Annotated in this window: 20 protein-coding genes, 5 tRNA genes, 1 pseudogene and 1 riboswitch; of the genes and pseudogenes, 3 read left to right on the forward strand and 23 right to left on the reverse strand. The window is 53.9% G+C overall.

The window, feature by feature from the left end; translation table 11 throughout:
- Window positions 1-11: 11 nt before the first annotated feature.
- From E6C51_RS05835 to E6C51_RS05900, 14 genes and pseudogenes are all read right to left on the reverse strand, one after another.
- Entirely contained in the window at window positions 12-626 is a 615-nt protein-coding gene (locus tag E6C51_RS05835; RefSeq protein WP_146928906.1) for an NADH-quinone oxidoreductase subunit J, read from the reverse strand.
- A gap of 173 nt (window positions 627-799) precedes the next feature.
- Window positions 800-1,291 (reverse strand): NADH-quinone oxidoreductase subunit NuoI, encoded by a 492-nt coding sequence (gene nuoI, locus E6C51_RS05840; protein WP_146928903.1) that lies wholly within the window; start codon window positions 1,289-1,291, stop codon window positions 800-802.
- Between the two features lie 40 nt (window positions 1,292-1,331).
- Window positions 1,332-2,375: an NADH-quinone oxidoreductase subunit NuoH gene (nuoH, locus tag E6C51_RS05845; protein ID WP_190235316.1), complete on the reverse strand. Its 1,044-nt coding sequence runs from the start codon at window positions 2,373-2,375 to the stop codon at window positions 1,332-1,334.
- Window positions 2,376-2,387: 12 nt separating this feature from the next.
- Window positions 2,388-4,469 carry an NADH-quinone oxidoreductase subunit NuoG gene (gene nuoG / locus E6C51_RS05850; protein WP_190235317.1) on the reverse strand — a complete coding sequence of 694 codons (2,082 nt, stop codon included), beginning with the start codon at window positions 4,467-4,469 and terminating at the stop codon, window positions 2,388-2,390.
- A 203-nt stretch (window positions 4,470-4,672) separates the two neighbouring features.
- A complete protein-coding gene (locus tag E6C51_RS05855) occupies window positions 4,673-5,308 on the reverse strand; it encodes a helix-hairpin-helix domain-containing protein (RefSeq protein WP_190235318.1) in 636 nt (211 codons plus the stop codon).
- Window positions 5,309-5,317: 9 nt separating this feature from the next.
- Complete coding sequence (gene nuoF, locus E6C51_RS05860; RefSeq protein WP_146928892.1) at window positions 5,318-6,622, reverse strand: NADH-quinone oxidoreductase subunit NuoF; 1,305 nt, start codon at window positions 6,620-6,622, stop codon at window positions 5,318-5,320.
- Window positions 6,623-6,652: 30 nt separating this feature from the next.
- Window positions 6,653-7,303 (reverse strand): annotated as a pseudogene (nuoE, locus tag E6C51_RS05865) (NADH-quinone oxidoreductase subunit NuoE); the annotation flags it as partial.
- Window positions 7,304-7,560: 257 nt separating this feature from the next.
- A complete protein-coding gene (locus E6C51_RS05870; protein WP_190235319.1) occupies window positions 7,561-8,751 on the reverse strand; it encodes an NADH-quinone oxidoreductase subunit D in 1,191 nt (396 codons plus the stop codon).
- 19 nt (window positions 8,752-8,770) lie between these two features.
- Window positions 8,771-9,373 (reverse strand): NADH-quinone oxidoreductase subunit C, encoded by a 603-nt coding sequence (locus E6C51_RS05875; protein WP_146928886.1) that lies wholly within the window; start codon window positions 9,371-9,373, stop codon window positions 8,771-8,773.
- 18 nt (window positions 9,374-9,391) lie between these two features.
- The gene (locus tag E6C51_RS05880) at window positions 9,392-9,979 is read right to left on the reverse strand and encodes a NuoB/complex I 20 kDa subunit family protein (protein ID WP_146928883.1); all 588 of its coding nucleotides are present in this window, start codon (window positions 9,977-9,979) and stop codon (window positions 9,392-9,394) included.
- Window positions 9,970-10,335: an NADH-quinone oxidoreductase subunit A gene (locus E6C51_RS05885; protein ID WP_146928880.1), complete on the reverse strand. Its 366-nt coding sequence runs from the start codon at window positions 10,333-10,335 to the stop codon at window positions 9,970-9,972. The genes E6C51_RS05880 and E6C51_RS05885 overlap by 10 nt, the downstream gene beginning before the upstream one ends.
- Window positions 10,336-10,568: 233 nt before the next feature.
- Window positions 10,569-10,645: transfer RNA gene (locus tag E6C51_RS05890), tRNA-Asp, on the reverse strand.
- 58 nt (window positions 10,646-10,703) lie between these two features.
- Window positions 10,704-10,780, reverse strand: a tRNA-Asp gene (locus E6C51_RS05895).
- A gap of 51 nt (window positions 10,781-10,831) precedes the next feature.
- Window positions 10,832-10,908: transfer RNA gene (locus E6C51_RS05900), tRNA-Asp, on the reverse strand.
- A 340-nt stretch (window positions 10,909-11,248) separates the two neighbouring features.
- Between E6C51_RS05900 and E6C51_RS05905 the strand changes: the two genes are divergently transcribed.
- Window positions 11,249-11,324, forward strand: a tRNA-Val gene (locus E6C51_RS05905).
- Window positions 11,325-11,561: 237 nt separating this feature from the next.
- A tRNA-Val gene (locus E6C51_RS05910) sits at window positions 11,562-11,637 on the forward strand.
- Window positions 11,638-11,912: 275 nt separating this feature from the next.
- On the opposite strand, the gene E6C51_RS05915 is transcribed toward E6C51_RS05910, so the two are convergent.
- The 4 genes from E6C51_RS05915 to E6C51_RS05930 form a co-directional block, all read right to left on the reverse strand.
- Window positions 11,913-13,013, reverse strand: coding sequence for an NAD(P)-dependent alcohol dehydrogenase (locus E6C51_RS05915; protein ID WP_190235320.1), 1,101 nt, complete (start codon window positions 13,011-13,013; stop codon window positions 11,913-11,915).
- A 78-nt stretch (window positions 13,014-13,091) separates the two neighbouring features.
- Window positions 13,092-14,564, reverse strand: a complete 1,473-nt coding sequence (locus E6C51_RS05920) for a benzaldehyde dehydrogenase (RefSeq protein ID WP_190235321.1) — start codon at window positions 14,562-14,564, stop codon at window positions 13,092-13,094.
- A 129-nt stretch (window positions 14,565-14,693) separates the two neighbouring features.
- Window positions 14,694-15,527, reverse strand: coding sequence for a p-hydroxycinnamoyl CoA hydratase/lyase (locus E6C51_RS05925; RefSeq protein ID WP_146928871.1), 834 nt, complete (start codon window positions 15,525-15,527; stop codon window positions 14,694-14,696).
- Between the two features lie 42 nt (window positions 15,528-15,569).
- Window positions 15,570-17,123 carry an AMP-binding protein gene (locus tag E6C51_RS05930; RefSeq protein ID WP_190235322.1) on the reverse strand — a complete coding sequence of 518 codons (1,554 nt, stop codon included), beginning with the start codon at window positions 17,121-17,123 and terminating at the stop codon, window positions 15,570-15,572.
- A gap of 137 nt (window positions 17,124-17,260) precedes the next feature.
- On the opposite strand from E6C51_RS05930, the gene E6C51_RS05935 reads away from it, so the two are divergent.
- Window positions 17,261-17,776 carry a MarR family winged helix-turn-helix transcriptional regulator gene (locus tag E6C51_RS05935; RefSeq protein WP_190235323.1) on the forward strand — a complete coding sequence of 172 codons (516 nt, stop codon included), beginning with the start codon at window positions 17,261-17,263 and terminating at the stop codon, window positions 17,774-17,776.
- A gap of 47 nt (window positions 17,777-17,823) precedes the next feature.
- Here the strand turns inward: E6C51_RS05935 and E6C51_RS05940 are convergent, their stop codons facing one another.
- The 5 genes from E6C51_RS05940 to clpP form a co-directional block, all read right to left on the reverse strand.
- Window positions 17,824-18,729, reverse strand: a complete 906-nt coding sequence (locus E6C51_RS05940; protein ID WP_146928862.1) for a DMT family transporter — start codon at window positions 18,727-18,729, stop codon at window positions 17,824-17,826.
- 212 nt (window positions 18,730-18,941) lie between these two features.
- A riboswitch (FMN riboswitch) is annotated at window positions 18,942-19,121 on the reverse strand.
- Between the two features lie 164 nt (window positions 19,122-19,285).
- The gene (gene hupB / locus E6C51_RS05945; protein ID WP_075640551.1) at window positions 19,286-19,561 is read right to left on the reverse strand and encodes a DNA-binding protein HupB; all 276 of its coding nucleotides are present in this window, start codon (window positions 19,559-19,561) and stop codon (window positions 19,286-19,288) included.
- Between the two features lie 207 nt (window positions 19,562-19,768).
- Complete coding sequence (lon, locus tag E6C51_RS05950) at window positions 19,769-22,189, reverse strand: endopeptidase La (RefSeq protein ID WP_190235324.1); 2,421 nt, start codon at window positions 22,187-22,189, stop codon at window positions 19,769-19,771.
- A gap of 584 nt (window positions 22,190-22,773) precedes the next feature.
- Window positions 22,774-24,054: an ATP-dependent Clp protease ATP-binding subunit ClpX gene (clpX, locus tag E6C51_RS05955; RefSeq protein WP_190235325.1), complete on the reverse strand. Its 1,281-nt coding sequence runs from the start codon at window positions 24,052-24,054 to the stop codon at window positions 22,774-22,776.
- 308 nt (window positions 24,055-24,362) lie between these two features.
- A complete protein-coding gene (gene clpP, locus E6C51_RS05960) occupies window positions 24,363-24,995 on the reverse strand; it encodes an ATP-dependent Clp endopeptidase proteolytic subunit ClpP (protein ID WP_146928850.1) in 633 nt (210 codons plus the stop codon).
- Window positions 24,996-25,120: the final 125 nt, after the last annotated feature.

Consider the following 25,120-nt stretch of genomic DNA (forward strand, 5'->3'; position numbering starts at 1 on the left):
TGACGTTCAGCTCAGATGCCCTGGCCCGGCTTGACCTTGACCACCTTGATGGCTGTGGCTGGGGTCCGCGCAACCTGATGCGAGATATTTTGGCGCTTGATATTCTGACGATGACGCAGTGTCAGCACAATCGCACCGATCATGGCCACCAACAGAACGAGGCCTGCAATCTGGAAGTAATAAACATACGTGGTGTAGAGCACATTGCCCAAAACGGCGGTGTTCTGCGTCTCACTCAATGCCGGCAATGGCATGGTGATAGCTTTCAAAGCTTCGGGCGAAATTGTCGATCCGCCAATCACGAAGATCAGCTCTGCGGCAACAATAGCACCGATCAGCGCTCCCAGCGGCGCATACTTCATCGTTCCGGCCCGCAACTCGGTGAAATCGATGTCGAGCATCATCACGACGAACAGGAAGAGAACCGCAACTGCTCCAACGTAAACCACAAGAAGGATCATCGCCAGAAATTCTGCGCCGGTCAGCATGAACAAGCCAGCCGCATTAACGAAGGTCAAGATCAGGAACAAAACCGAATGTACCGGATTTCTTGACGAGATAACCATAAACGCCGACGCCAAAGCAACGAAGGCGAAAAGGTAGAAAAAGATTGCCTGAAGACCCATGATGGTGCCTATTCATCTTCCCCAGGAGCGCGGATTTCAACCGTGTCCCATAAAATGCGCCAACACTTCCGCTCGACAAAAGAACTTCAGCCCGACAAACATTTCGTTTCAATTTCAAATCGGGGCGCATTCACCAGTTGGCACGCACGCCGCCGATCTGCTCGATCAATCCATTAACGATAGGGCGCATCCAGCGCAATGTTGCGGGCAATTTCCCGCTCCCACCGATCGCCATTGGCGAGGAGTTTCGCCTTGTCAAAGTAAAGCTCTTCGCGAGTCTCCGTTGAAAACTCGAAATTAGGGCCTTCAACAATTGCATCCACGGGACAAGCCTCCTGGCAAAAACCGCAATAGATGCACTTCACCATATCGATATCGTAACGCACCGTGCGACGCGTTCCGTCGTTTCTGCGTGGGCCAGCCTCAATGGTGATGGCCTGAGCGGGACAGATTGCCTCGCACAGCTTGCAGGCAATGCAACGCTCTTCACCATTCGGGTAACGGCGAAGAGCATGCTCTCCACGAAATCGGGGGCTTACAGGCCCCTTCTCAAAGGGGTAGTTTACAGTCGCCTTCTGTTTGACGAAAAAACGCAGGGACAGAAAAACCGCTCCAACGAATTCTTTCAGGAACAGCGAACGGACGGCTTGGGACAGACTTGCCATCTTCAAACTCCAAATCTGCTAGACGTCAGGAACGAGCGCATCATGCCCACCCCATCAATTTCAAAACGAATGCAACAATAACCACCATGGCGAGCGAGATCGGCAGAAACACTTTCCAGCCCAGACGCATCAACTGGTCATAGCGGTAACGCGGAACGATAGCCTTGGTGATCGCAAACATCAAAAACACCAGTGCACTCTTGATGACAAACCAGATGATACCCGGTACCCAATTCAACACCGCGACATCCAGCGGCGGCAACCAGCCCCCCAAGAACAGGATGGTGGTCATGGCACACATCAAAACGATAGCGGCATATTCACTCAGCATGAACATCATGTAAGGGGTTGAGCCATACTCAACCATGAAGCCCGCAACCAGTTCCGACTCAGCTTCTGGCAGATCGAAAGGAGGACGATTGGTTTCAGCAAGTGCCGAGATGAAGAAGACGATGAACATCGGGAACAGCGCCAGCCAATGCCAATCCAGCATCGAAGACGGCAATCCCATCATCGTGCCAAGGCCTGTCTTTTGCGACAACACAATGTCGGTCAGGTTCAACGAGCCAACGCACAACAGAACCGTGACAATGACCAGACCCATGGACACTTCGTAGGAAACCATCTGCGCGGCAGATCGAAGCGCACCCAGGAACGGATACTTCGAGTTTGATGCCCAGCCGCCCATGATAACGCCGTAGACTTCAAGCGATGAAATCGCAAAAACGTAGAGGATACCGACGTTGATATTGGCGATGACCCAACCCTGGTTGAGCGGAATAACAGCCCATGTAGCAAGCGCCAGTGTCACGCCGACCAGAGGTGCCAGCAAAAACACACCCTTATTCGCACCGGCCGGAATAATTGGCTCTTTCAGCACGAATTTCAAAAGGTCGGCAAAAGACTGCAAAAGACCCCATGGACCAACCACGTTGGGTCCACGACGCAGCTGAATGGCAGCCCAGATCTTGCGGTCGGCCAGAAGAATGTAGGCGATGAACAGAAGAAGACAGACCAGCAAAAGCAAGGACTGACCGATCATGATCAACGCCGGCCAAACATAAGTAAAAAAGAACGAGTCCATGATCTCTTGCCCTTACTCTGCCGCAGCCTTGAAATTGTTGCGGGCCAACGCGGAACATTCAGCCATGACGGCCGAGGCGCGCGCTATCGGGTTTGTCAAATAGAAGTCTTTGACCGCAGACGCAAACACAGATTGCGTCATGTTCCCGCCTTTTTTTGCAACCGCAGCAATGTCAGCCGAATGACCGGCCTTAATTTCATCAACCTCAGCGAAATGAGGATGAGCCTGATAAAGTTTCTGGCGCAATTGTGCCAACGAATCAAAGGGAAGCTTCTTGCCCAACACGTCGGAAAGAGCACGCAGCACAGCCCAGTCTTCGCGGGCTTCGCCAGGCGCAAAGCCAGCGCGATTGCCCATTTGAACGCGGCCTTCTGTATTCACCCAGATGCCGGATTTTTCGGTGTAGGCGGCAGCCGGAAGAATGACATCAGCATTTTGCGCGCCGTTGTCACCGTGCGAACCAATGTAAACCGTCAATTTCGCGGTCTTTGCAGACAGATCAATTTCGTCTGCGCCAAGCAGGAACAACACATCCATCGATGTCAGCATGTCAGCTGCGGTTTTACCCCCCTGCCCCGGAACAAATCCGAGATCAAGACCACCAACGCGCGATGCCGCTGTGTGCAGAACAGCAAAACCATTCCACTCATCACTGACAGCACCAACCGATGTCGCAATGGCTGCAGCCTGAGACAAAACTGCTGCGCCATCAGCGCGGGCCAACGCCCCTTGGCCAATGATAATCATCGGCTTCTTGGCACTCTTCAAAACGTCAAGGAAGCTGTGATTGCCAGCGGAGAGATCGGAAAGCGTCTCCGTGCCAGCACCCAAATAGGTGTAATCGTAACGCAGTTCAGACGCTTCACCAATCACGGCAATCGGGAAGCCACCACGCCGCCAACGCTTGCGGATACGTGCATTCAAGACGGAGGCTTCAAAACGCGGGTTCGATCCCACGATCAAAAGCGCGTCTGCCTCTTCAATCCCCTCAATCGTCGGGTTGAAGATATAGCTGGCGCGACCCAGCGATGGATCAAGCGCTGCACCATCCTGGCGACAGTCGTAGTTGGCGGAACCAAGCGAAACCAGAAGTTCCTTGAGAGCGAACATTTCTTCAACAGACGCCAGATCACCGGCAATCGCGCCGATTTTTGACCCGTTTGTTGCCGACACAGCAGCGCCAATGGTTGCAAAAGCGTCCGTCCAGCTTGCTGGCTGCAAGCGGCCATCACGGCGAACATAAGGGCGATCGAGGCGCTGGGTTTTCAAACCATCCCAGATGAAGCGGCTCTTATCCGAAATCCACTCTTCGTTGATGGATTCGTTGACGCGCGGCATGATGCGCATCACTTCACGACCGCGGGTATCAACCCGGATCGCCGACCCCAGCGCATCCATGACATCAATCGATTCGGTCTTGTTCAATTCCCAAGGACGGGCAGTGAACGCGAATGGCTTCGATGTCAGCGCACCAACCGGGCAGAGATCGACAACATTGCCCTGCAATTCAGAGGTCATCGCCTGCTCGAGGTAGGTTGTGATCTCAGCATCTTCACCACGGCCAATCAGACCAAGTTCGGCAATGCCGGCAACTTCTGTCGTGAAACGAACGCAGCGCGTGCAGTGAATGCAGCGGTTCATCACGGTTTTGACCAATGGGCCAATATATTTGTCTTCAACGGAGCGCTTGTCTTCGCCGTAGCGCGACGAATCGATACCGAAAGCCATGGCCTGATCTTGCAGATCACACTCACCGCCCTGATCGCAGATCGGGCAATCCAACGGGTGGTTGATCAGCAGGAATTCCATCACGCCTTCGCGGGCCTTTTTGACCATGGGCGTGTTGGTGAACACTTCTGGCAATTCGCCGTTTGGTCCGCCACGGACGTCCCGAACGCCCATAGCGCAAGATGCGGCAGGTTTTGGCGGTCCGCCCTTCACTTCCACCAGGCACATGCGGCAATTGCCCGCAACCGATAGCCTTTCGTGGAAACAAAACCGCGGAACCTCGGCACCAGCTTCCTCACACGCCTGAAGCAGCGTGAAATGATCCGGAACCTCGATCTCCTTGCCGTCGACTTTCAGCTTTGCCATATTCGCCTTCCTGTCTCACGTCCATAGCCGCCGCTTTCTCAAAAGCTGGCAAGAAGACCCAAATGACCTTCTGCTACGCATGTCTCTGTTTAGACCAGTATGCCCGTTACGCGAAAAACGTATTGACGTTTTCCACTTCGTAACGGCCCTACCCTTCTTATTCTCTCGCCAGAGCAAAGCTCCAGCGTATTGCTAAACCAATCTCAGGGCTTCAACAGCGCCTGAGCTTGCCCAATCCAATCATCTCGAAGAATCCGACCTTCAAGCCCAAGTTCGCGATCTATACGAGCGACTTCATCCGACGTCCATCCGGCAATATCTGCAAAAGTCTTAACACCCGCCTTATGCAGCAATTCTTCAACCTTTGGTCCGACGCCTGAGATCCGCTTCAGATCGTTGGTTTTGGCTTTCACTCTCGTCTTTTTCGGCGCTTCCACCTTCGATCCAGGTGCAGCCTTGGGAACCACGGCTTTTTTAACCGTGGTGCGCTGACTGGCAACGCGTCTTTCAGGCGATTTCGTCGACTTTGGAGCGACATCCCCAATCACCTGATTGTGAACAGTCGTCTCCTGCGCAGCCTCTGCGGCAACGGCAGCAACAGCGGACTTCGTGTTCCCCTTTGCTGCTTTGGCCATCGCGTCCTGCATGCCGCCCAGCATCAGGTTGGTCATTTGAGAGGCGACGCCAAAACCGATCGACGTCATTGCCATAAAAGCGGCGAACTGATTGGCAACAACCGGATGAAGCGACAAAGGATGGGAAGCCCCGGCGAGATAGCCGGAGTCATCCGGCGTAGCCGAAGATCCCTTGCTGCTCTCCTGCGAGGCTTTCACCATCATCTCGTCCCCTTACTCGGCGGCTTCCATCACCGCGCCAACACTGGTCGCATTCTTGGTGTATTGATCAATACGCGCTTCAATTTCCGGACGGAAATTGCGGATCAGACCCTGCACAGGCCAGGCAGCAGCGTCACCCAGCGCACAAATGGTGTGGCCTTCGATCTGCTTTGTCACCTGAAACAGCATATCAATTTCGCGCTTCTGGGCATTGCCGCGCACCATGCGCTCCAACACACGCATCATCCAGCCCGTGCCCTCACGGCATGGTGTGCACTGGCCGCAGCTCTCATGCTTGAAGAAAGCTGCAATACGCCAGATCGCCTTGATGATGTCGGTCGACTTATCCATGACAATCATACCGCCGGTGCCGAAGGATGATTTCACATCCCGCATACCGTCGAAGTCCATGATCGCGTCCGTCATCTCTTCGCCCCTGACAACAGGACAGGAGGCACCGCCGGGAATAACCGCAAGAAGATTATCCCAACCACCGCGAATGCCGCCACAATGACGCTCAATGATTTCGCGGAAGGAAAGACCCATCGCCTCTTCAAAGGTGCAAGGCTTGTTGACATGGCCAGACACCATGAACAGCTTGGTACCAACATTGTTGGGGCGACCAAAGGACGAAAACCAGCTTGCGCCACGACGAAGAATTGTCGGCGCAACCGCGATCGATTCAACATTGTTGACCGTTGTCGGGCAGCCATAAAGACCCATATTGGCTGGGAAAGGTGGCTTCAGACGAGGCTGACCTTTCTTGCCTTCGAGGCTTTCCAGCAAAGCTGTTTCTTCGCCACAAATATAAGCGCCAGCGCCGTGGTGCAGATAGATGTCGAAATCCCAGCCGTTCTTGTTGTTCTTGCCCAACAGGCCAGCTTCGTAGCACTCATCCACCGCAGTCTGAAGCGCTTCACGCTCGCGCATGTATTCGCCGCGCAGGTAGATGTAGGCCGTATGCGCGCCCATCGCAAAACCGGCAATCACGCAACCTTCCAGCAAAGTGAAAGGATCGTGACGCATGATTTCGCGGTCTTTGCAGGTGCCTGGCTCGGATTCGTCAGCGTTGACCACCAGATAGTGCGGGCGACCATCGCTTTCCTTGGGCATGAAAGACCATTTCAAGCCCGTTGGAAAGCCAGCACCACCGCGACCACGCAGGCCAGAGGCCTTCATTTCGTTGATGATCCAGTCGCGGCCTTTTTCAATGATCTGCTTGGTACCATCCCAGTGGCCACGGCTCATGGCACCCTTCAGAGACTTGTCCTTGAGGCCATAGATATTGGTGAAAATGCGGTCCTTATCCTGTAACATCTCTCACCCCTTGGCCTTTTCGGCATCATCAGCCTGCGCCGACTGCCCTTCGCCCCAACGTACGGGCGTAATTTCTTCTGTCAAACTGGTCAAGCCGCCTTCTGGCGCGCTGAAGATACGATCGATCTGTGGGCCAGTCGGCACTTCGCTGCCCTTGCCAGCTTCAAACGCATCAATAATTTCTTCGAGCCGCTCTGGTGTCAAATCCTCGTAGGCATCCTTGAAGATGATCACCATCGGTGCGTTAACACAAGCGCCCTGACACTCGACTTCTTCCCACGACAGGGTACCGGCTTCATTGCGCTCCAAAGGCTCGGCATGAATCTTCTTCTTGCAAACCTTCATCAGTTCTTCTGAACCGCGCAACATGCATGGTGTGGTGCCGCAGACCTGAATATGCGCCTTCGTGCCAACCGGCTTCAGCTGAAACTGGGTGTAGAATGTCGCCACTTCCAACACTCGGATGTAAGGCATGTCGAGCATGTCCGCGACGAACTCGATCGTCGGCTTGGTCACCCAGCCATCCTGCTCCTGCGCGCGCATCAACAGCGGTATGACCGCGGATTGTTGCCGACCCTCAGGGTATTTTCGAATGGTGGCCTCAGCCCAGGCCGCATTTTCCTCGTTAAAGGCAAATGACGCTGGCTGGAATTTATCTTCGGCTAAACGACGAACGGACATACTTCCTCACGCCTTATCTCAATTTATGGAGACAATAGAATGATCCGCCACCGTGGCGAAAACATCAGATTGCCCCAAATTACCCCAATTGGGGAACACGATGAGCTTCGTGACACGCGCATGACCTGACGCCTGAAAAACAGACGTCAAGCAACGACAGTCACTCATGGATTGCGCCCCATGCCACAAAGCCCGTCCCTTCGCAACCAAAGCTACAAGGGCAAAGCTTTCCGACATGGTTGACACACCAAGCTGCATCAGCGGTCCACCTCACCAAACACGATATCCAACGATCCCAACACCGCCGTGACGTCAGCAAGCTGATGACCACGCGACATGAAATCCATCGCCTGCAAGTGCACAAAACCCGGAGCGCGGATCTTGCAGCGATACGGCTTATTTGTGCCATCCGAAACAAGATAAACGCCGAATTCGCCCTTGGGAGCCTCGACGGCGGCATAGACCTCGCCGGCAGGCACGTGAAAGCCTTCGGTGTAAAGTTTGAAGTGGTGAATAAGCGCTTCCATCGACCGCTTCATTTCACCACGCTTTGGCGGAACAACCTTGCCGTCTACCGACGAAACAGGACCCACGCGCTCAGTCGTCAGCAGGCGTTGGACGCACTGCTTCATAATTTTGACCGATTCGCGCATTTCCATCATGCGAATGAGGTAGCGGTCGTAGCAGTCGCCATTCTTGCCAACGGGAACATCAAAATCGAGCTCCGAATAGCATTCATACGGCTGAGCACGGCGCAAATCCCAAGCAGCACCGGAACCACGCACCATAACGCCCGAGAAGCCCCAGCGCCACGCATCTTCAAGGCTGATAACGCCGATATCGACGTTACGCTGTTTGAAAATACGGTTGCCGGTCAACAGGCCTTCGATATTGTCGAGCACGGTGAGGAAAGGATCGCACCACTTGCCAATATCCTCCACCAATTCTGGCGGAATGTCCTGATGAACGCCACCGGGACGGAAATAGGCGGCATGCAAGCGAGCGCCACACGCACGCTCATAGAACACCATGAGCTTCTCGCGCTCTTCAAAGCCCCAAACCGGCGGTGTCATGGCACCCACGTCCATCGCCTGTGTGGTGACGTTCATGATGTGCGACAGGATGCGGCCGATTTCGGAGTAAAGGACGCGAATAAGCTGACCACGGATTGGAACTTCAATCCCCAACAGCTTCTCAATGGCGAGGCAGTAGGAATGCTCCTGATTCATTGGCGCAACGTAATCGAGCCGGTCGAAATAGGGCAAAGCCTGAAGATAGGTCTTGCCTTCAATCAGCTTTTCCGTGCCGCGATGCAGCAGGCCGATATGCGGATCAACGCGCTCAACGATTTCCCCGTCCAGTTCCAGCACCAGACGCAGAACGCCGTGGGCAGAAGGATGCTCAGGACCAAAGTTGATGGTAAAATTACGAACGGAATGTTCAGCCATGTCTTAACGTCCCGCCCTCTTACTTCGCTGACTTCTCATCGCCGGGCAGCACGTAATCAGTACCTTCCCATGGCGACAGAAAATCAAAACTGCGGAATTCTTGCTTCAATTCTACCGGCTCATAAACCACACGCTTGACCGTGTCATCATAACGAACCTCAACAAAGCCGGTCACAGGGAAATCCTTGCGCAACGGATGACCTTCAAAACCGTAATCGGTGAGAATACGGCGCAGGTCCGGATGGCCCGTAAACATGATGCCATAGAGATCCCAGGCCTCGCGCTCGAACCAGTCTGCCCCCGGAAACAAGGGACACAGCGATGGTACAGGCTTGTCTTCGTTCGTCTGCAACTTCAGTCGGATACGCTGGTTCTGCCGTGGGGCAAGAAAATGATAAACGACATCAAACCGGTCAACGCGGCTGGGGTAATCCACACCGCAGACGTCAGTGATGTTGATAAAACCGCAACGCGGGTCATCACGCAGGAACGTTACCAACGCAATCAGACTTTCCGCGGTCGTCGCCAGTGTCAGCTCACCAAAAGCGATATTGCTCGACACGACGAGATTTTCGCATTTTTCAGTGATGTAAGACGCAAGCGCTTGGAGAGCTTCACTCATCTTGTCAGTCCCTCGCCACTACCGTTCGATTGTGCCGGTGCGGCGGATTTTTTTCTGAAGCAAAAGCACGCCATAGAGCAACGCCTCTGCCGTGGGAGGACAGCCCGGGACATAAATGTCGACAGGCACAACCCGATCGCAACCACGGACAACCGAGTAAGAATAGTGATAATAGCCACCACCATTCGCACAGGAACCCATAGAGATAACGTAACGCGGCTCAGGCATCTGATCGTAGACCTTGCGAAGCGCTGGCGCCATCTTGTTGGTCAGCGTTCCGGCAACGATCATCACGTCCGACTGGCGCGGCGACGCGCGAGGCGCAACACCAAAGCGCTCCATGTCGTAACGCGGACCGGAGGCCTGCATCAGCCCCTCAACGGCGCAGCAGGCCAAACCAAACTGCATCCACATCAAGGAACCGGTACGGGCCCAGGTGATCAACGCCTGCGTTGATGTGACAATGAAACCTTTATCGGCGAGTTCATTGTTGATCTCACCAAAAAAAGAACTGTCGTTGCCAACGGGCTTGCCAGTTGCCGGATCAATGATTCCCTTGGGCTGCGGCGCAACCAGAGTCCCACTATTGTTCGGGCTCACTCCCATTCCAGGGCTCCCTTCTTCCACTCATAAATAAAGCCGATGGTCAGCACAGCCAGAAAAACCATCATAGACCAGAAACCGAACCAGCCGATTGCGCTGAACGAAACAGCCCAAGGAAACAGGAAGGCGACTTCAAGATCGAAAATAATGAAGAGAATCGACACCAGATAAAAGCGGATGTCAAACTTGACGCGTGCGTCGTCGAAGGCATTAAAGCCGCACTCGAATGAGGAAAGCTTTTCCGCATCCGGGGCCTTAAATGCCACAGCAAAAGGGGTTACCAAAAGAGCGATCCCGATAACCATCGCAATGGCAATGAATACCACGATCGGGAGGTAGGAACTGAGGAGTTCAGTCATCATATCCATCCTTGCTTATCATCACGCCGTGAGCCGTACACGGCCAGAACCGACAAGCCAAAAAGACTGTTGCAACGACCCGTTGGTTATCGCAGCCAGAGCAGTTGCGCAAGACCGATAACGGCTTTTCGCACATGCACACGAAGACTTTAACACTCGGTATCGATTGATCTACATTTATTTTCGAAATACCCGCTGAGGTGTAAAATAAATGGAAACGGAGGAGAATAAAATGGCGCGAGTGACGGGGCTCGAACCCGCGACCTCCGGCGTGACAGGCCGGCACTCTAACCGACTGAGCTACACCCGCGCATTGCAAACGCCAAAAAGCGTTTAAGTGGTTTCCCACAGGTCACATAAAATTGGTCTGGCGCGAGTGACGGGGCTCGAACCCGCGACCTCCGGCGTGACAGGCCGGCACTCTAACCAACTGAGCTACACCCGCGCACTTTCAACGAACAAACGTTGATACAACCAATTTTCAGAGTTATCAGGATGGCGCGAGTGACGGGGCTCGAACCCGCGACCTCCGGCGTGACAGGCCGGCACTCTAACCAACTGAGCTACACCCGCTTTTCCTGACAGGAAGATGAACTTCCCTCTGCACCGAGCGGCAAGCGCCGTTCGATGAGCGGCTAACTAAGGGGTTCCTTCACAGGTGTCAAGCGAGATTGGAAACAAAAACGAGGCGAATTGATTTTTCTTTTATGACCGCCCAGCCTGTTGATAACTCTTCCTTATTTTCAACATGACCGTAAAAGACGAAAAGTGCTCATTTGCAGAGACTTACCGAAAAACTGCATCGAGAGACCCAAAAAAACACAGAAAAACTCGAAAAAGCTCTTGCGGAATTTTCAATCAGCGACTAGATCACAGCCACCGAACGCGGCGGACCTGATCTGCTACAGCGTAAGGGCGATTAGCTCAGTTGGTAGAGCGCTTCGTTTACACCGAAGATGTCGGGAGTTCGAGTCTCTCATCGCCCACCATTACTGCTTTTATGTTGTTTGTTCGGCATTCCCATTATGTCTTTGTGTGGTTTGCTTTTTTCGTTGCGTTTATGCATCGAATGCTGGGCGATTTTTGTCGTTTTTCCACACCCATACCGCCACTGTGAATTATTTCACTTTCATGACGATTTTTTTGAAAAAGCCTCTTGCGGTTTAGCAATCAACCCGTTAGATCACACTCACCGAACGCGGCGGACTTGATCTGCTACAGCGTAAGGGCGATTAGCTCAGTTGGTAGAGCGCTTCGTTTACACCGAAGATGTCGGGAGTTCGAGTCTCTCATCGCCCACCATTCTCCCCTTTTTATTCGTCTTGTTGATTGCAGTTGTCGGTCGTTTCCGCTTTGCAGGAAAGACATCAATCGGTTTGTTCAAAGCCAACAGACCTACTGCATAATTCCTTAAATCGAAATCGATTTGAGGAGAAAATTATTCAGCAGCTTAAAAGTTTTACAGCGTCCTTTGTGCGCCATATTTGATGAGAGGCGCTGCAATGAGAATCTGTCTGGCTCAATATGAACCTGACAGACTCTCAATCACCCCATGGCAAATGCCTGTGAATGTCCCCTCACCCGATACGAACGATCGGCTTGATCGATTTTCCGCTCTCGGAATCGTGAATGGCCTCGTTGATCTTATCCAGAGGATAAAAGGTCACCAATCGGTCAAACGGGAACAATCCCTTGCTGTAGAGGTCGATCAACAGCGGAATAAACGTATCGGGGTTCGAATCACCCTCGACAATACCCATGAGTCGTCTTCCACCACTCATGAAGTGCACTTCATCAAGGTTGATTTCGGTGCCGGGAGCCGATGCGCCGAGCACACCGCAGGTGCCCATAGGGGCCAGAGCCAGAACAGCGCCTTTGATCACCTTCGACATTCCAGTGGTATCCAGCGCAAATTGAAGGCCATAGCCGGTGATGCGCAGGATCTCTTCGGTCGAATCAACATCGGCAGGATTGATGACATGGGTGGCTCCCAGCTCACGGGCCATCTCCAGGCGTTCCGGCTTCATATCGACCGCGATAATCGTGGTGGCCCCCAGCACTTTGGCAGCCATGATCGCCGATAGGCCGACAGACCCCGCTCCAAAAACAGCAAAGGATGAACCGGCTTGTACCTTCAAGGCGTTCATCACCGCTCCGGCACCCGTTTGAACCCCACAGGCCAAGGGCCCCATCAGCTCCAGTTCAACGCCTTCAGGCACTTTAACCACATTGGCTTCATGACAAATGGCGTGAGACGCAAAGGATGACTGGCCAAAAAAGTTGGCATGAACCTTTTCCCCATTGGCGGACAGGGCGGATGTGCCATCAGCACGGCTGGCCATAAAGTTGCGCGGGAAAAACTCATGGCAATAGCTGATGTGATGGGCCTTGCAGCTTGGGCATTGTCCACAGGAATTAAAGGTCATCACAACCCGATCACCGGGTTTGACCTTGCGGACGGCAGCCCCAACTTTTTCCACAACCCCCGCCCCTTCATGGCCAAGCACCACAGGAAATGGCGTGGGCATCATGCCGGCGATGACCACCATGTCGGTATGACATACGCCGGTGGCCACCAGCTTGACCAGAATTTCGCTATCAAGCGGATCCTCAAGCTCCAGTGTTTCGATGGTCAGTGGGGCATTCTGTTGCCGGGCAACAGCTGCGGTGATCTGCATGATCATTCCTCCTCATTGTAAAAAGCGCGCGATAGAAAACAGGGTGCGCAAATCCGCCCCCTGCTCATGAGTCGCGACTTAGAATGGATAGGCTGTTGCCTGATCCTTGACCGACACCCACTGCCACTGTGTGAATTCTTCAATATCGGCGGGGCCACCCATGCGGCAACCGTTGCCTGATTTTCCTCGACCGCCAAACGGGGCGTAGGGTCCACCATTCACCGTCTGGTCGTTGATATGGAGCTGGCCGACATTCAATTGATTGCCAACGGCCATGGCGCGGGCGAGATTGCCGGAAATCACCCCTGCGGCAAGGCCGTATTCGCTGCGGTTTGCAAGCTCCACCGCCTCATCATCGCTCGCAAATGATGCGATGCAGGCGACAGGGCCAAAAACCTCTTCATCAAAGGCCAACATGCCGGGTTTGACCCCGGATAGCACCGTGGCTTTGTAGAATCGGCCATCATGCGTGCCGCCAGCCAGCAATTTGGCTCCCTTTTGCACGGCGTCATCAACAATTTTCTGAATACCGGCAATCTGCCCATCAGAGATAATCGGACCGAGGGCGACCTGCCGCGAGGATGGATCGCCGACTGGCAGGCGCTTTGCCTTCTCGGCAAGGCGCTGGGCAATATCATCAGTGATTTTTTGATCGACCAGCACCAGCCCGGTGGCCATGCAGATCTGCCCCTGATGCAGATAGCAACCCCATGCCGCATTGGACGCGGCAACATCGAGATCAGCGTCATCAAGAATCACCAGCGCATTCTTGCCGCCGAGCTCAAGCTGCACTTTCTTCAGATGACGTCCTGCCACCTCGCCCACTTTCGAGCCGCCACGGGCAGAGCCTGTGAAAGAGATCATCGCAATATTGGGGTCCTGACATAGGGCTTCGCCGGCCTCAGCCCCACCTGGCACCACATGAAATACGCCTTTTGGCAAGCCAGCCTCTTCGAAAATGCGGGCAATGATAAAGCCGCCGGAAATCGGCGTGCGCGGATCCGGCTTGTGGACAACCGCATTGCCCAGCACCAAAGCGGGCGCGATGGAGCGCAAAGACAGCACCAGCGGAAAATTGAAAGGTGAGATAACCCCAACCACGCCATGCGGCACGCGGCGGGCAGAGTTGCTGCGATCATCCATGGATGGCAGCAAAAGGCCCGTGGGCATTGTCGCCAATGTAGCTGCTTGCCGAATGAAAAGTGCACCATGGTTGATCTCAATGGCGGCCTTTGGCTCGGTCGAGCCTGATTCCCGCATGATCCAGTCAATCAACTCCGGGCCGTTCGCCTCCAGAATATCGGCGGCCTTGTTGAGAATTTTTGCGCGCTCTGCGGCAGGCTGTGCCGCCCATGCCTTTTGCGCTGCGCGTGCCTCGGTTGCTGCACGCACAATATCCTGCGCACTGCCAAAACCAACAGACGCGATAACCTCGCCATTGGCAGGGTTTTGCACATCAATTGCACCTGTTGTGGTGCTGGCCCAATCGGAGAAATACGCTCGACCAGTCCAACGGACTGCATCCATAAAATTTTCGCGCTGTATATTCATGTCATTTCCTCCCAGAAATACAAAAAACCCTTCATTCCCCCAACGCGCCCGGCATCTACCGAGCGAAACCACCCTCCCTGGCCAGAAAAAAAGCCTGCGATCCGTTTGGAGCGCAGGCCATTTGTCATGTTACTTCTTTTTGTAAGCGCCAAGACCAGGGCGATAGGTCTTGTCATCGAGGAATTGCTTCAAGCCCTCATCGCGGCCACGGGTTTTGTCCAAAAGCAGCATTTGCTCCAGCTTGGCGTAGATGTAATCATCCGCCAAATCCCAAGGCATGTTACGAACCCGCTTGAACGTGTCCTTCGCGGCCTTCATGGTCACCGGATTCTTCTCGAGAAGGCTGGCGCAGAGTTTGCGAACACGCTCTTCCAACTGCTCCAAAGGCACCGATTCGTTCACCAGGCCCATGTCGCGGGCCTTTTGGCCACCAAAGGGTTCGCCCGTCATGATGTAATAGAGTGAATCACGGTGATTCATCACTTCGGCCACAGCGCGCGTGACATTGCCGCCCGGCAGAATGCCCCAGTTGATCTCGGAAAGACCAAAGGTTGCTTCATCGGCGGCAATTGCCAGATCGCAGGCGACCAGAGGATTGAAGGCACCGCCAAAGCACCAGCCATTGACCATGGCAATGGTGGGCTTTTCAAAATAAGTCAGGCGCTGCCACCAGCCCCCGGACTGACGACGGCTTTTCAACGTTGCGGACCGTGGCTTATCGTCGTTGTCGCGGAAATATTGTTGAAGATCCATGCCCGCAGACCATGAGGAGCCAGCACCTCGCAACACCAGAACGCCGCAACGCTCATCGCCTTCCAGTTCATCCAGCACTTCCATCATGCGGACATTCAAAGCCGGATTCATTGCATTGCGCTTTTCAGGGCGGTTGAAGGTCACAAAAGCAATGCCGTTGTCGAACTCAACCAGAACCGGATCGGCTGCCGTTGTCTGTTTATCTGTCATAGGTTTCTCCTTATTCTGCAACGATGGATCGCAGCATTGATTTCAAATGGATGACTGATCGTAATTCTTGCGCAAAACATGCTTGAGCACTTTGCCCGATGCTGTTCGCGGCAGACTGTCCACAAAGACAATTTTCTTCGGTCGCTTGAAGCCAGATAGCCGCGCCACACAATGGGCGTGAACCTCTTCCTCCTGAAGCGATTTATCCGAGGCGACAATCAGTGCAATACCAACTTCGCCCCATTCGGGATGCGCAACGCCAATGATGGCCACTTCCGAAATGCCGGGATGCTCGACAAGTGCGGCTTCGACTTCCGCGGGATAAACATTTTCACCACCGCTGATATACATATCCTTCAGCCGGTCAGCGAGGTAAATTACCCCATCTTGAGAGCGTGCCAGATCACCACTGCGATACCAGCCATCCAAAAACGCGGCTTTTGTCATCTCAGGCTTGTTCCAGTAACCGGATGTCACGGTGGGGCCACGCAACAAAATCTCGCCAACCTCGCCCTCCGCCACATCATGGCCGTCGCCATCAACGATGCGCAGATCAATCAAAGGTGCCGGATAGCCTATGCTGCCGGGATGGCGCATCACCTGCTCGCTATCAAGCGGCATATGGCAGGTGGTGCCCGCTTCACTCATGCCATAGCCATTCACCAGTGCAATGCCATCATCCATAAAACGCTCAATCAACACCGGCGGCAAAGGCGCGCCGCCTATGAAAATCGCCTTCAGACGCCGCAGGGCAGACGGATCCCAGTGCGGATTTGCGCGCAAGGCTGAGGCGATTTGCGGCACACCACAATAATGGGTCACGCCAATTTCCGGATCAGCCATGATGCTAAAGGTCCGTTCCGGCAAAAACCGGTCTGAAATCACCAGCCGCCCACCCATCAGTATCGCGGTACGCGCCAGAGCCACCAGACCAATGGTGTGAAAAAACGGCAATTCGCACAAAACCACCGAGTCGGTGGAGACATCGCAGAGAAATGAAAAGTTGAGCGACGAGTAATATAAATTGCGCGCACTCAGCATGACACCCTTCGGCACACCCGTGGTGCCGGACGTATAGAGCAACACGCAGGTGCGGTCTTCAGAACCAAAATCAGGCACAAAGGGGGCATAGGATTGGCAGCGCGCATTGAGGCCATCATCGCCATCCACCGAGAGAAGTCTGGTAGACGCGCTCACCTTGATCTGCGCCTGAAACTCATCTTCAAAGATCACCAAGGCAGGCTGGCAATCATCGATAATCATCGAAATTTCGTGAAGATTGAGGCGCCAGTTAACGGGTACGAAAATTGCGCCGATCCGTTGACAGGCAAAACAAACGGCGAGTTGGGCAATGGAATTGCGCCCAACAAAGGCAATGCGCGGTGATGGGTCTGCACCCTTCGTTGTATCAACCAACAAACTGGCGACACGCCCAACCAGAAGATCAAGCTCGGAATAATTGAGCGATTGCCCTGTCTTGACCTCCAAGACTGCTGGGCGCTTAGGCCCAACCTTGGCGCGAAAACGGACGGGGTCTTCCGACTCCATTCCAACAGACGCGCCGACATCGCGCGATCCTGCGGCAATGCTGTTCATTATCATTTCCTCCCTGACGATCGCTCCTCAATCGCCATTTAGTATGTAATACATATTATCCTTTCTTTTGCTTCACACAAGCGAAATCTGCCATACAAAGAGAAATTACAGAAAATCATCACGAATCGGACAGCGCCATGAACAGTTTTGATGCACCGCAGGACGCTCAGGCGTCTCCATCATCCTCATCAACGGGCGTGAAGTTGGGTGAATTGGAAAATATTCTCGGCTTCCATCTGCGGCTGGCCAATGTGGCGGTGTTTCAGGATTATCAGGTCACCATGGCGGGACTTTCGCTCACGCCAAAACAGTTTGCGGTGCTGGAGCTGATTGAAACCAACCCTGGAGCCAGCCAGATTGATCTGGCCAACTGCCTGCGCATGGACAAGGCTTCGATGATGGCCTTGGTCAACAAACTCGAAGGTCGCAATGCCATTGAGCGCCGACAAAGCGAGAATGACCGCCGTCGGCAAGAACTATTCGTCACCGAAGATGGTCTCGCCTTGGCGAATACCGCCAGAAACCTGCGAGCCGCCCATGAAGCCCGCTTCAAAGACCGCTTTTCTGAAGATGAGGTCGCACAGCTGGTTTCCTATCTCAGGCGCATCTATGCCAGCACAACAACAGCGCTGCTTGATGACGACGGTGAATAGAGCATCGGGCTGATTCCGATGTTCTGCACGATGCTCTCTTCAAAAAATCAGGCTATTGCCTCTTTTCGTTCCTGACGCATTTCATTGGTCATGAGATAAAGAGAGGCGGAGAGGATAAGCAGTGCACCGAACCACAGCATTCCGCTTGGTGCATAGCCAAACACCGCCCAGCCTGCGATGACATTCAACGGCAGCTTCAAATCATCAAAGGGCTGCACATAGGTGGCGTCGGCAGTATCATAGGCCAACGTCAACCAATATTGACCGATCGCGGTCAAAAGCCCGGCAAGAATGAGCAAAATCAGGCTCAGACCATCCGGCACGGCAAAACCTGAAACCCCGGCAAGCCCGGCATTGATGGGTGTCAGCAACACCAGAAGCCAAATAGTGATGGTTTCCGGACGCTCAAAAGCTGTGAGGTTTTTCATCATCAAAGATGATGCGCCCCAAAGAACTGCCGACAGGATCGGCAAAAGAGCGGCAAGCGTAAAACTCTCCGACCATGGCTCCAAAATCAGCATGGCACCACAAAAGCCAACGGCTGTTGCCAACCAACGCCGTGCGCCGACCTTCTCGCGCAAAAACAGCCTTGCACCCAGAATGATAAAGAACGGAGAGGTCATCACCAGCGCAATCGCCTGCCAGATCGGCACACTGGCCAGACCGCTGATCCATGCCTGCACGCCCAACGCTGCCAGCAAGACCCGCAACACGTGCCGCATTGGAAACCGGGTTTTCAGCGCAGCAATGCCCAGCTTGCGCAGCAGCGGAAGCGAAAAAACCAGAGCAAAACCATATTGCCAAAAGGCAGTCGAGGCTGAGGGAAAGGCCAGCTTCATTGCCAGCCACTGCGTTACAACATTGAGAAATGCAAATGAGACGCCTGCAAGCACCATATAGGCGGCCCCCATGACAGCGCGGGAGCGCAGTGGCGTAAAATAACTCTGACTCATGCCTCTTCCTTCATCACAAGGACATCATAAATCAGGGCAAATGCCAACAGGCACTCATTCGATGATCGCCATCTGCTGCATAATTTTCACCTTAAATCGGAATCGGTCCAAGGTGAAAATTATGCAGCAAATTTGAATCATAACAGCGTCCTGCTGTGCCCCATATCTGGCGCACGGCGCTGTCGTGACGATCCGTCGAACAAGCACCCGTCTGTCATTCTCTTCCATCCGGACTATACCGTCGGCTCCGGCATCACACCGGATCTGCTGACCTTCCACCATCCATCAAGCCCAAAACCTTTGAGAATGACGATGAGATGAAAGCGCTCGCGGGCTCCGGGCATGTGCCCGATACCGCCGGTGGGGATTTTCACCCCGCCCTGAGAACAGGATCAGCATATGGCATATTGTCACAAAGAGAACCAGTCATTGTGCGAGACAGAGCGTCAACAAAACAGGGAAGATGGCTTTGAGACAGACTCAGACAAAAAAACCCGGCTAGTCGCCGGGTTTTTTAAATTCGCGTCCAGCACACTGCCAAGGCAGTGAAGAGGAATTAGCTGTTAACAGCGTCTTTCAAACCCTTGCCGGCCGTGAACTTTGGCACGTTACGGGCTGGAATATCAACTTCAGCACCGGTTGAAGGGTTACGGCCCTTCGAAGCTTCACGGTGAGAAACGGTGAAGGCACCAAAGCCTGCAAGGCGAATATCGCCACCGTTCTTCAGTTCAGCCTGAACCGTGTCGAAAACGGCATCAACGGCCGATGCGGCATCAGCCTTGGTCAGGCCAGCCTTTTCAGCGACTGCGGATACGAGTTCGGTCTTATTCATGTTTCCAACCTTTCTGTATGGCATGAAACGAGTCAAAAACTGCAAGTCGGGCGACAATACTAATGCCCATGCCCGTCGCAAGCCAAAAGCACCGCAATCGCCTGAAAAACAAGGGTTCCAGCGATGTTTACACAAAAAAGGCTGGTGTTTTCACCAGCCTTTCTCAAGTTTTGAACAGATTGCGCCAACATCATGGCAAGCGCGGGTTCAGTGCGCCACGGTTACGCCCGATTCGTCCACACCCTCAACCGTGCCAACGGCGGGTGTTTCAACGGTGCCATCCCACTCGATTGGATCCGGCACGCGCAAAAGTGCATGCTTGATCACCTCGCCCATTCTGGACACCGGCACGATCTCAAGACCATTCTTCACGTTGTCTGGAATATCCGCCAGATCCTTGGCGTTTTCTTCCGGGATCAGAACTTTCTTGATACCGCCACGAAGGGCAGCCAGCAGCTTTTCCTTCAAGCCACCAATCGGAAGCACACGGCCACGCAAGGTGATTTCACCTGTCATTGCCACATCCTTATTGACCGGAATACCGGTCATGATCGAGACGATGGCGGTTGCCATGGCCACGCCAGCCGAAGGACCATCCTTTGGTGTTGCACCTTCCGGCACGTGAACGTGGATATCAGACTTATCAAAGCGTGGAGGCTCGATGCCAAAATCCACTGCGCGCGAGCGAACGTAAGACGCCGCTGCCGAAATCGATTCCTTCATCACATCCTTCAGATTGCCGGTCACCGTCATGCGGCCCTTGCCGGGCATCATCACACCTTCGATGGTCAGCAATTCGCCGCCCACTTCGGTCCAGGCAAGACCCGTGACAATACCCACCTGATCTTCGCCTTCTGCTTCGCCATGGCGATAGCGCGGAACGCCAAGATAATCATTGATATTGGCAGCCGTGACCGAAACCGACGCGCTCTTGCCCTTGATGATTTCCGTCACCGCTTTACGGGCAACTTTCATCAACTCACGCTCAAGACTACGCACACCGGCTTCGCGGGTATATTGCTGGATGATCGCAACAATTGCCTCATCGGCGAGAACGAATTCTTCCGGCCGCAAAGCGTGTTCCTTGATTGCCTTTGGCAACAGGTGCCGCTTGGCAATTTCCAGCTTTTCATCTTCCGTGTAGCCAGCGATACGGATGATTTCCATACGGTCCATCAACGGGCCGGGGATGTTCAGCGTATTGGCCGTGGTGATGAACATCACGTTGGAAAGGTCGTATTCGACCTCCAGGTAATGGTCCATGAAGGTTGCGTTCTGTTCCGGATCCAGCACCTCCAGCATGGCCGACGATGGATCGCCACGGAAATCCTGGCCCATCTTGTCGATTTCATCGAGCAGGAAGAGCGGGTTGGACTTCTTGGCCTTCTTCATCGACTGAATGACCTTGCCCGGCATGGAGCCAATGTAGGTACGGCGATGGCCGCGGATTTCCGCTTCATCGCGCACGCCACCCAGTGCCATACGGACGTATTCGCGGCCCGTTGCCTTGGCAATGGAACGGGCAAGTGATGTTTTACCAACGCCTGGAGGGCCAACAAGGCACAGGATAGGCCCTTTGATCTTGGTCGCACGGGCCTGAACCGCCAGATACTCGATGATGCGCTCCTTGACCTTATCGAGGCCAAAGTGGTCTTCATCCAGCAGCTTTTCGGCAGCATTCAAGTCAATCCGAACCTTCGACTTTTTGCCCCATGGCAGAGACAGCAGCCAATCCAGATAGTTGCGCACCACGGTGGCTTCCGCCGACATCGGGCTCATATGCTTGAGCTTTTTCAGCTCGGCATCGGCCTTGTCTTTGGCTTCCTTGGTCAACTTGGTCTTGGAGATGCGGTCTTCCAGCTCGGCCATTTCGTCACGGCCATCTTCGCCGTCACCAAGCTCCTTCTGGATCGCCTTCATCTGCTCATTCAGATAGTATTCGCGCTGGGTCTTTTCCATCTGGCGCTTGACGCGCGAGCGGATGCGCTTTTCCACCTGAAGAACGGAGATTTCGCCTTCCATGAAGCCAAGCGCCTTTTCCAGACGTGTCTTCACGCTCACCGTTTCCAGCATTTCCTGCTTCTCGGTGACCTTGATCGAAAGATGCGATGCCACTGTGTCGGCCAGCTTGGAGTAATCCTCGATCTGGCTCGCAGCGCCCACCACTTCCGGCGAAATTTTCTTGTTGAGTTTGACGTAGTTTTCAAACTCAGACACGACAGAGCGGCTCAAGGCCTCGTTCTCGACCGAATCTTCTTCCGGCTCCACAAGCACGTCGGCGCGGGCTTCATAGAAGTCCTCGCGTTCGGTATAGGCTGCGATTTTTGCGCGCGCCTTGCCTTCGATCAGCACCTTGACGGTGCCATCGGGAAGCTTCAGCAGCTGCAAGACATTGGCAATCGTGCCAACCTGGTAAATCGCATCTGTTGACGGATCATCTTCACTTGCATTGATCTGGGTGGCCAGCATGATCTGCTTGTCGGTACCCATGACTTCTTCAAGAGCACGAATGGACTTCTCGCGCCCTACAAAGAGCGGCACGATCATGTGCGGGAACACCACGATGTCACGCAACGGCAATACCGGATAGGTATCAGCATTGCCCGTGACAGAGGTCACTTTAGTCATTCCATTTCCTTTCATCGTCCCGTTGCCGGGACCCAAATCCGCGCTTACTCGCCGCGGGGGACATGGTTATGTTGTCTCACACACTGAAGTGGAGACCCGAGCCTCAAAATTCAAGTCTGTCGATCTTTTCCGATAGCTCCGGCACCAGATCGGACACCTTGACGCGAAACACACCGCCGATAAACGCCGGCGGAAAAACCTTACATGCCCTGAGACAGGGCAGTGACGATGCGCCTTATTCAACCACGCTTGAACCTCAAACCATGTTTCTGCGCGGTCAATGGACATAAGCTTTGAGATGCCAAACACCCCATCGCGCCGCCAAATCACGCGAAGCATCGCATCAGTCATAAACCATTCAAAATGCGGCTGCAAACAACTGAAACACGGAATGAACTGCAAAGACAAAAAAACCGATGGAACAGTTCAAATCAGATCAAAATCGGCGCATTTTTTGCCAGAACTGGCAAGCGCCGCCCGTCCAACACGCAGGAATCGACGGTTGCAAAACGAGCGTGCAGAATCAATGAAGCCCGCACACGGCGGGCTCCAAAACACGGCAGTCATCAAGGGATGAAAACGGATCACGCCGAAGCGTTGACCTTCTCATCCTGACGGTCTGCGTAAATATAGAGCGGACGGGCCGTGCCACGGACAACCTCATCCGAGATGACCACTTCGCGCACACCTTCCAATTCAGGCAGTTCGAACATGGTGTCGAGCAGGATCTTTTCCATGATGGAGCGCAAACCACGCGCGCCGGTCTTGCGGGTAATGGCCCGGCGGGCAATTTCGCGCAAGGCATCTTCATGGAAGTTCAGCTCAACATCTTCCATTTCGAACAGGCGCTGATACTGCTTGACCAAAGCGTTCTTTGGCTCCGACAGGATTTGAATCAGCGCATCTTCGTCGAGGTCTTCCAGTGTCGCCAGAACAGGCAGACGACCGATGAACTCAGGAATAAGACCGAACTTCACCAGATCTTCCGGCTCCAGCTCGCGCAGCACTTCGCCAACCCGGCGATCTTCTGGCGCGGACACCGAGGCACCAAAACCGATGGAGGTCTTTTCGCCACGCGCCGAAATGATCTTGTCGAGACCTGCAAAGGCACCGCCGCAGATGAACAGGATGTTGGTTGTATCCACTTGCAGGAATTCCTGCTGCGGATGCTTGCGGCCACCCTGAGGCGGAACAGATGCGACTGTTCCTTCCATGATCTTCAGCAGCGCCTGCTGCACGCCCTCACCCGACACATCGCGGGTGATCGACGGATTGTCAGACTTGCGGCTGATCTTGTCCACTTCGTCGATGTAAACGATGCCGCGCTGTGCACGCTCAACGTTGTAATCGGCAGACTGAAGCAGCTTGAGAATGATGTTTTCAACATCCTCACCGACATAGCCCGCTTCTGTCAGCGTGGTGGCGTCTGCCATGGTAAAAGGCACATCGATGATGCGCGCCAACGTCTGGGCAAGGTAGGTCTTGCCGCAACCGGTTGGGCCGCACAACAGAATGTTGGACTTTGCAAGCTCAACCTCGCCGCCGCCCTTGGAGGCATGCGAAAGACGCTTGTAGTGATTGTGCACGGCAACAGAGAGAACCTTTTTCGCCTGCTGCTGACCAATCACATATTCGTCGAGAATCTTGATGATGTCCTGCGGCGTGGGAACGCCTTCGCGGGACTTGACCATCGAGCTTTTATTTTCTTCGCGGATGATATCCATGCAAAGTTCGACGCATTCATCGCAGATGAACACGGTGGGGCCAGCAATCAGCTTGCGGACCTCGTGCTGGCTCTTGCCGCAGAACGAACAATACAGGGTATTCTTGGAGTCACCGCCGTTGCTTCCGCTGACTTTGCTCATAACTTTTTCCTTCCAGCACGCCGCACCAGCACTTGCTGGTTCGCGGTCTACTCACATCGCCCTTTTTCCGCCTCTCGGACGAGCCGTCACCCGGGCGGCCGGGACGAAATCGGTTCGGAGGTACTATTCAGCTCTCAAAAAGTCACATCATTGAGCCGACGGCAACGAAAACCTCCGAGAATTCTCAGACTACGTCATAAAACTTCAACATAGCCTTAATAACTATTATTAGCGCGATCAGTCTAAGATTAAACCCCCTCCATGGATCGTAGCTTACGTTTTCCATGGAAGGAGTGACCAAAACCGGATCAAGATGCCGTTATACCTTCGATCTCGGCGCGCGTTGTCAGAATCTTGTCGACCAGACCCCAATCCTTTGCCTCACCGGCTTCCATGAAATGGTCACGATCGAGCGTCTGTTCAACCTCTTCATAGGTGCGGCCTGTGTGCTTGACATAGACTTCATTCAAGCGGCGCTTCATCTTGATGATATCGCGTGCGTGACGCTCGATATCAGACGCCTGCCCCTGGAAGCCGCCGGATGGCTGGTGCACCATGATCCGTGCATTCGGGGTGGCAAAACGCATGCCCTTTTCGCCAGCGGCCAGAAGCAGCGAGCCCATGGATGCGGCCTGACCAATGCAAAGCGTGGACACGGCGGGACGAATAAACTGCATGGTGTCATAAATCGCCATGCCTGCCGTCACAACACCGCCCGGCGAATTGATATAGATCGCGATTTCCTTTTTCGGATTTTCCGCTTCAAGAAACAGGAGCTGGGCGCATACGAGCGATGCCATGTGATCTTCGACCGGACCGGTCAAGAAAATGATGCGCTCCTTCAACAGACGCGAATAGATGTCATAGGACCGCTCGCCGCGATTGGTCTGCTCGACAACCATAGGCACGAGGGCCATGGCGGTATCAACTGGATTTCTCATGTCCGTCCTTTTCAACCCATTCCCAACATAAAGCTCAAGGCTCATCTATAGAGCCGTAGGCGCAACATAAAAAACCCCTACTGCATAATTCCTTAAATCGGAATCAATTTAAGGCAAAAATTATG

The organism is Gillisella terrae, from assembly GCF_004801395.1.
GTDB classification, from domain to species: Bacteria; Pseudomonadota; Alphaproteobacteria; order Rhizobiales; family Rhizobiaceae; genus Allorhizobium; species Allorhizobium terrae.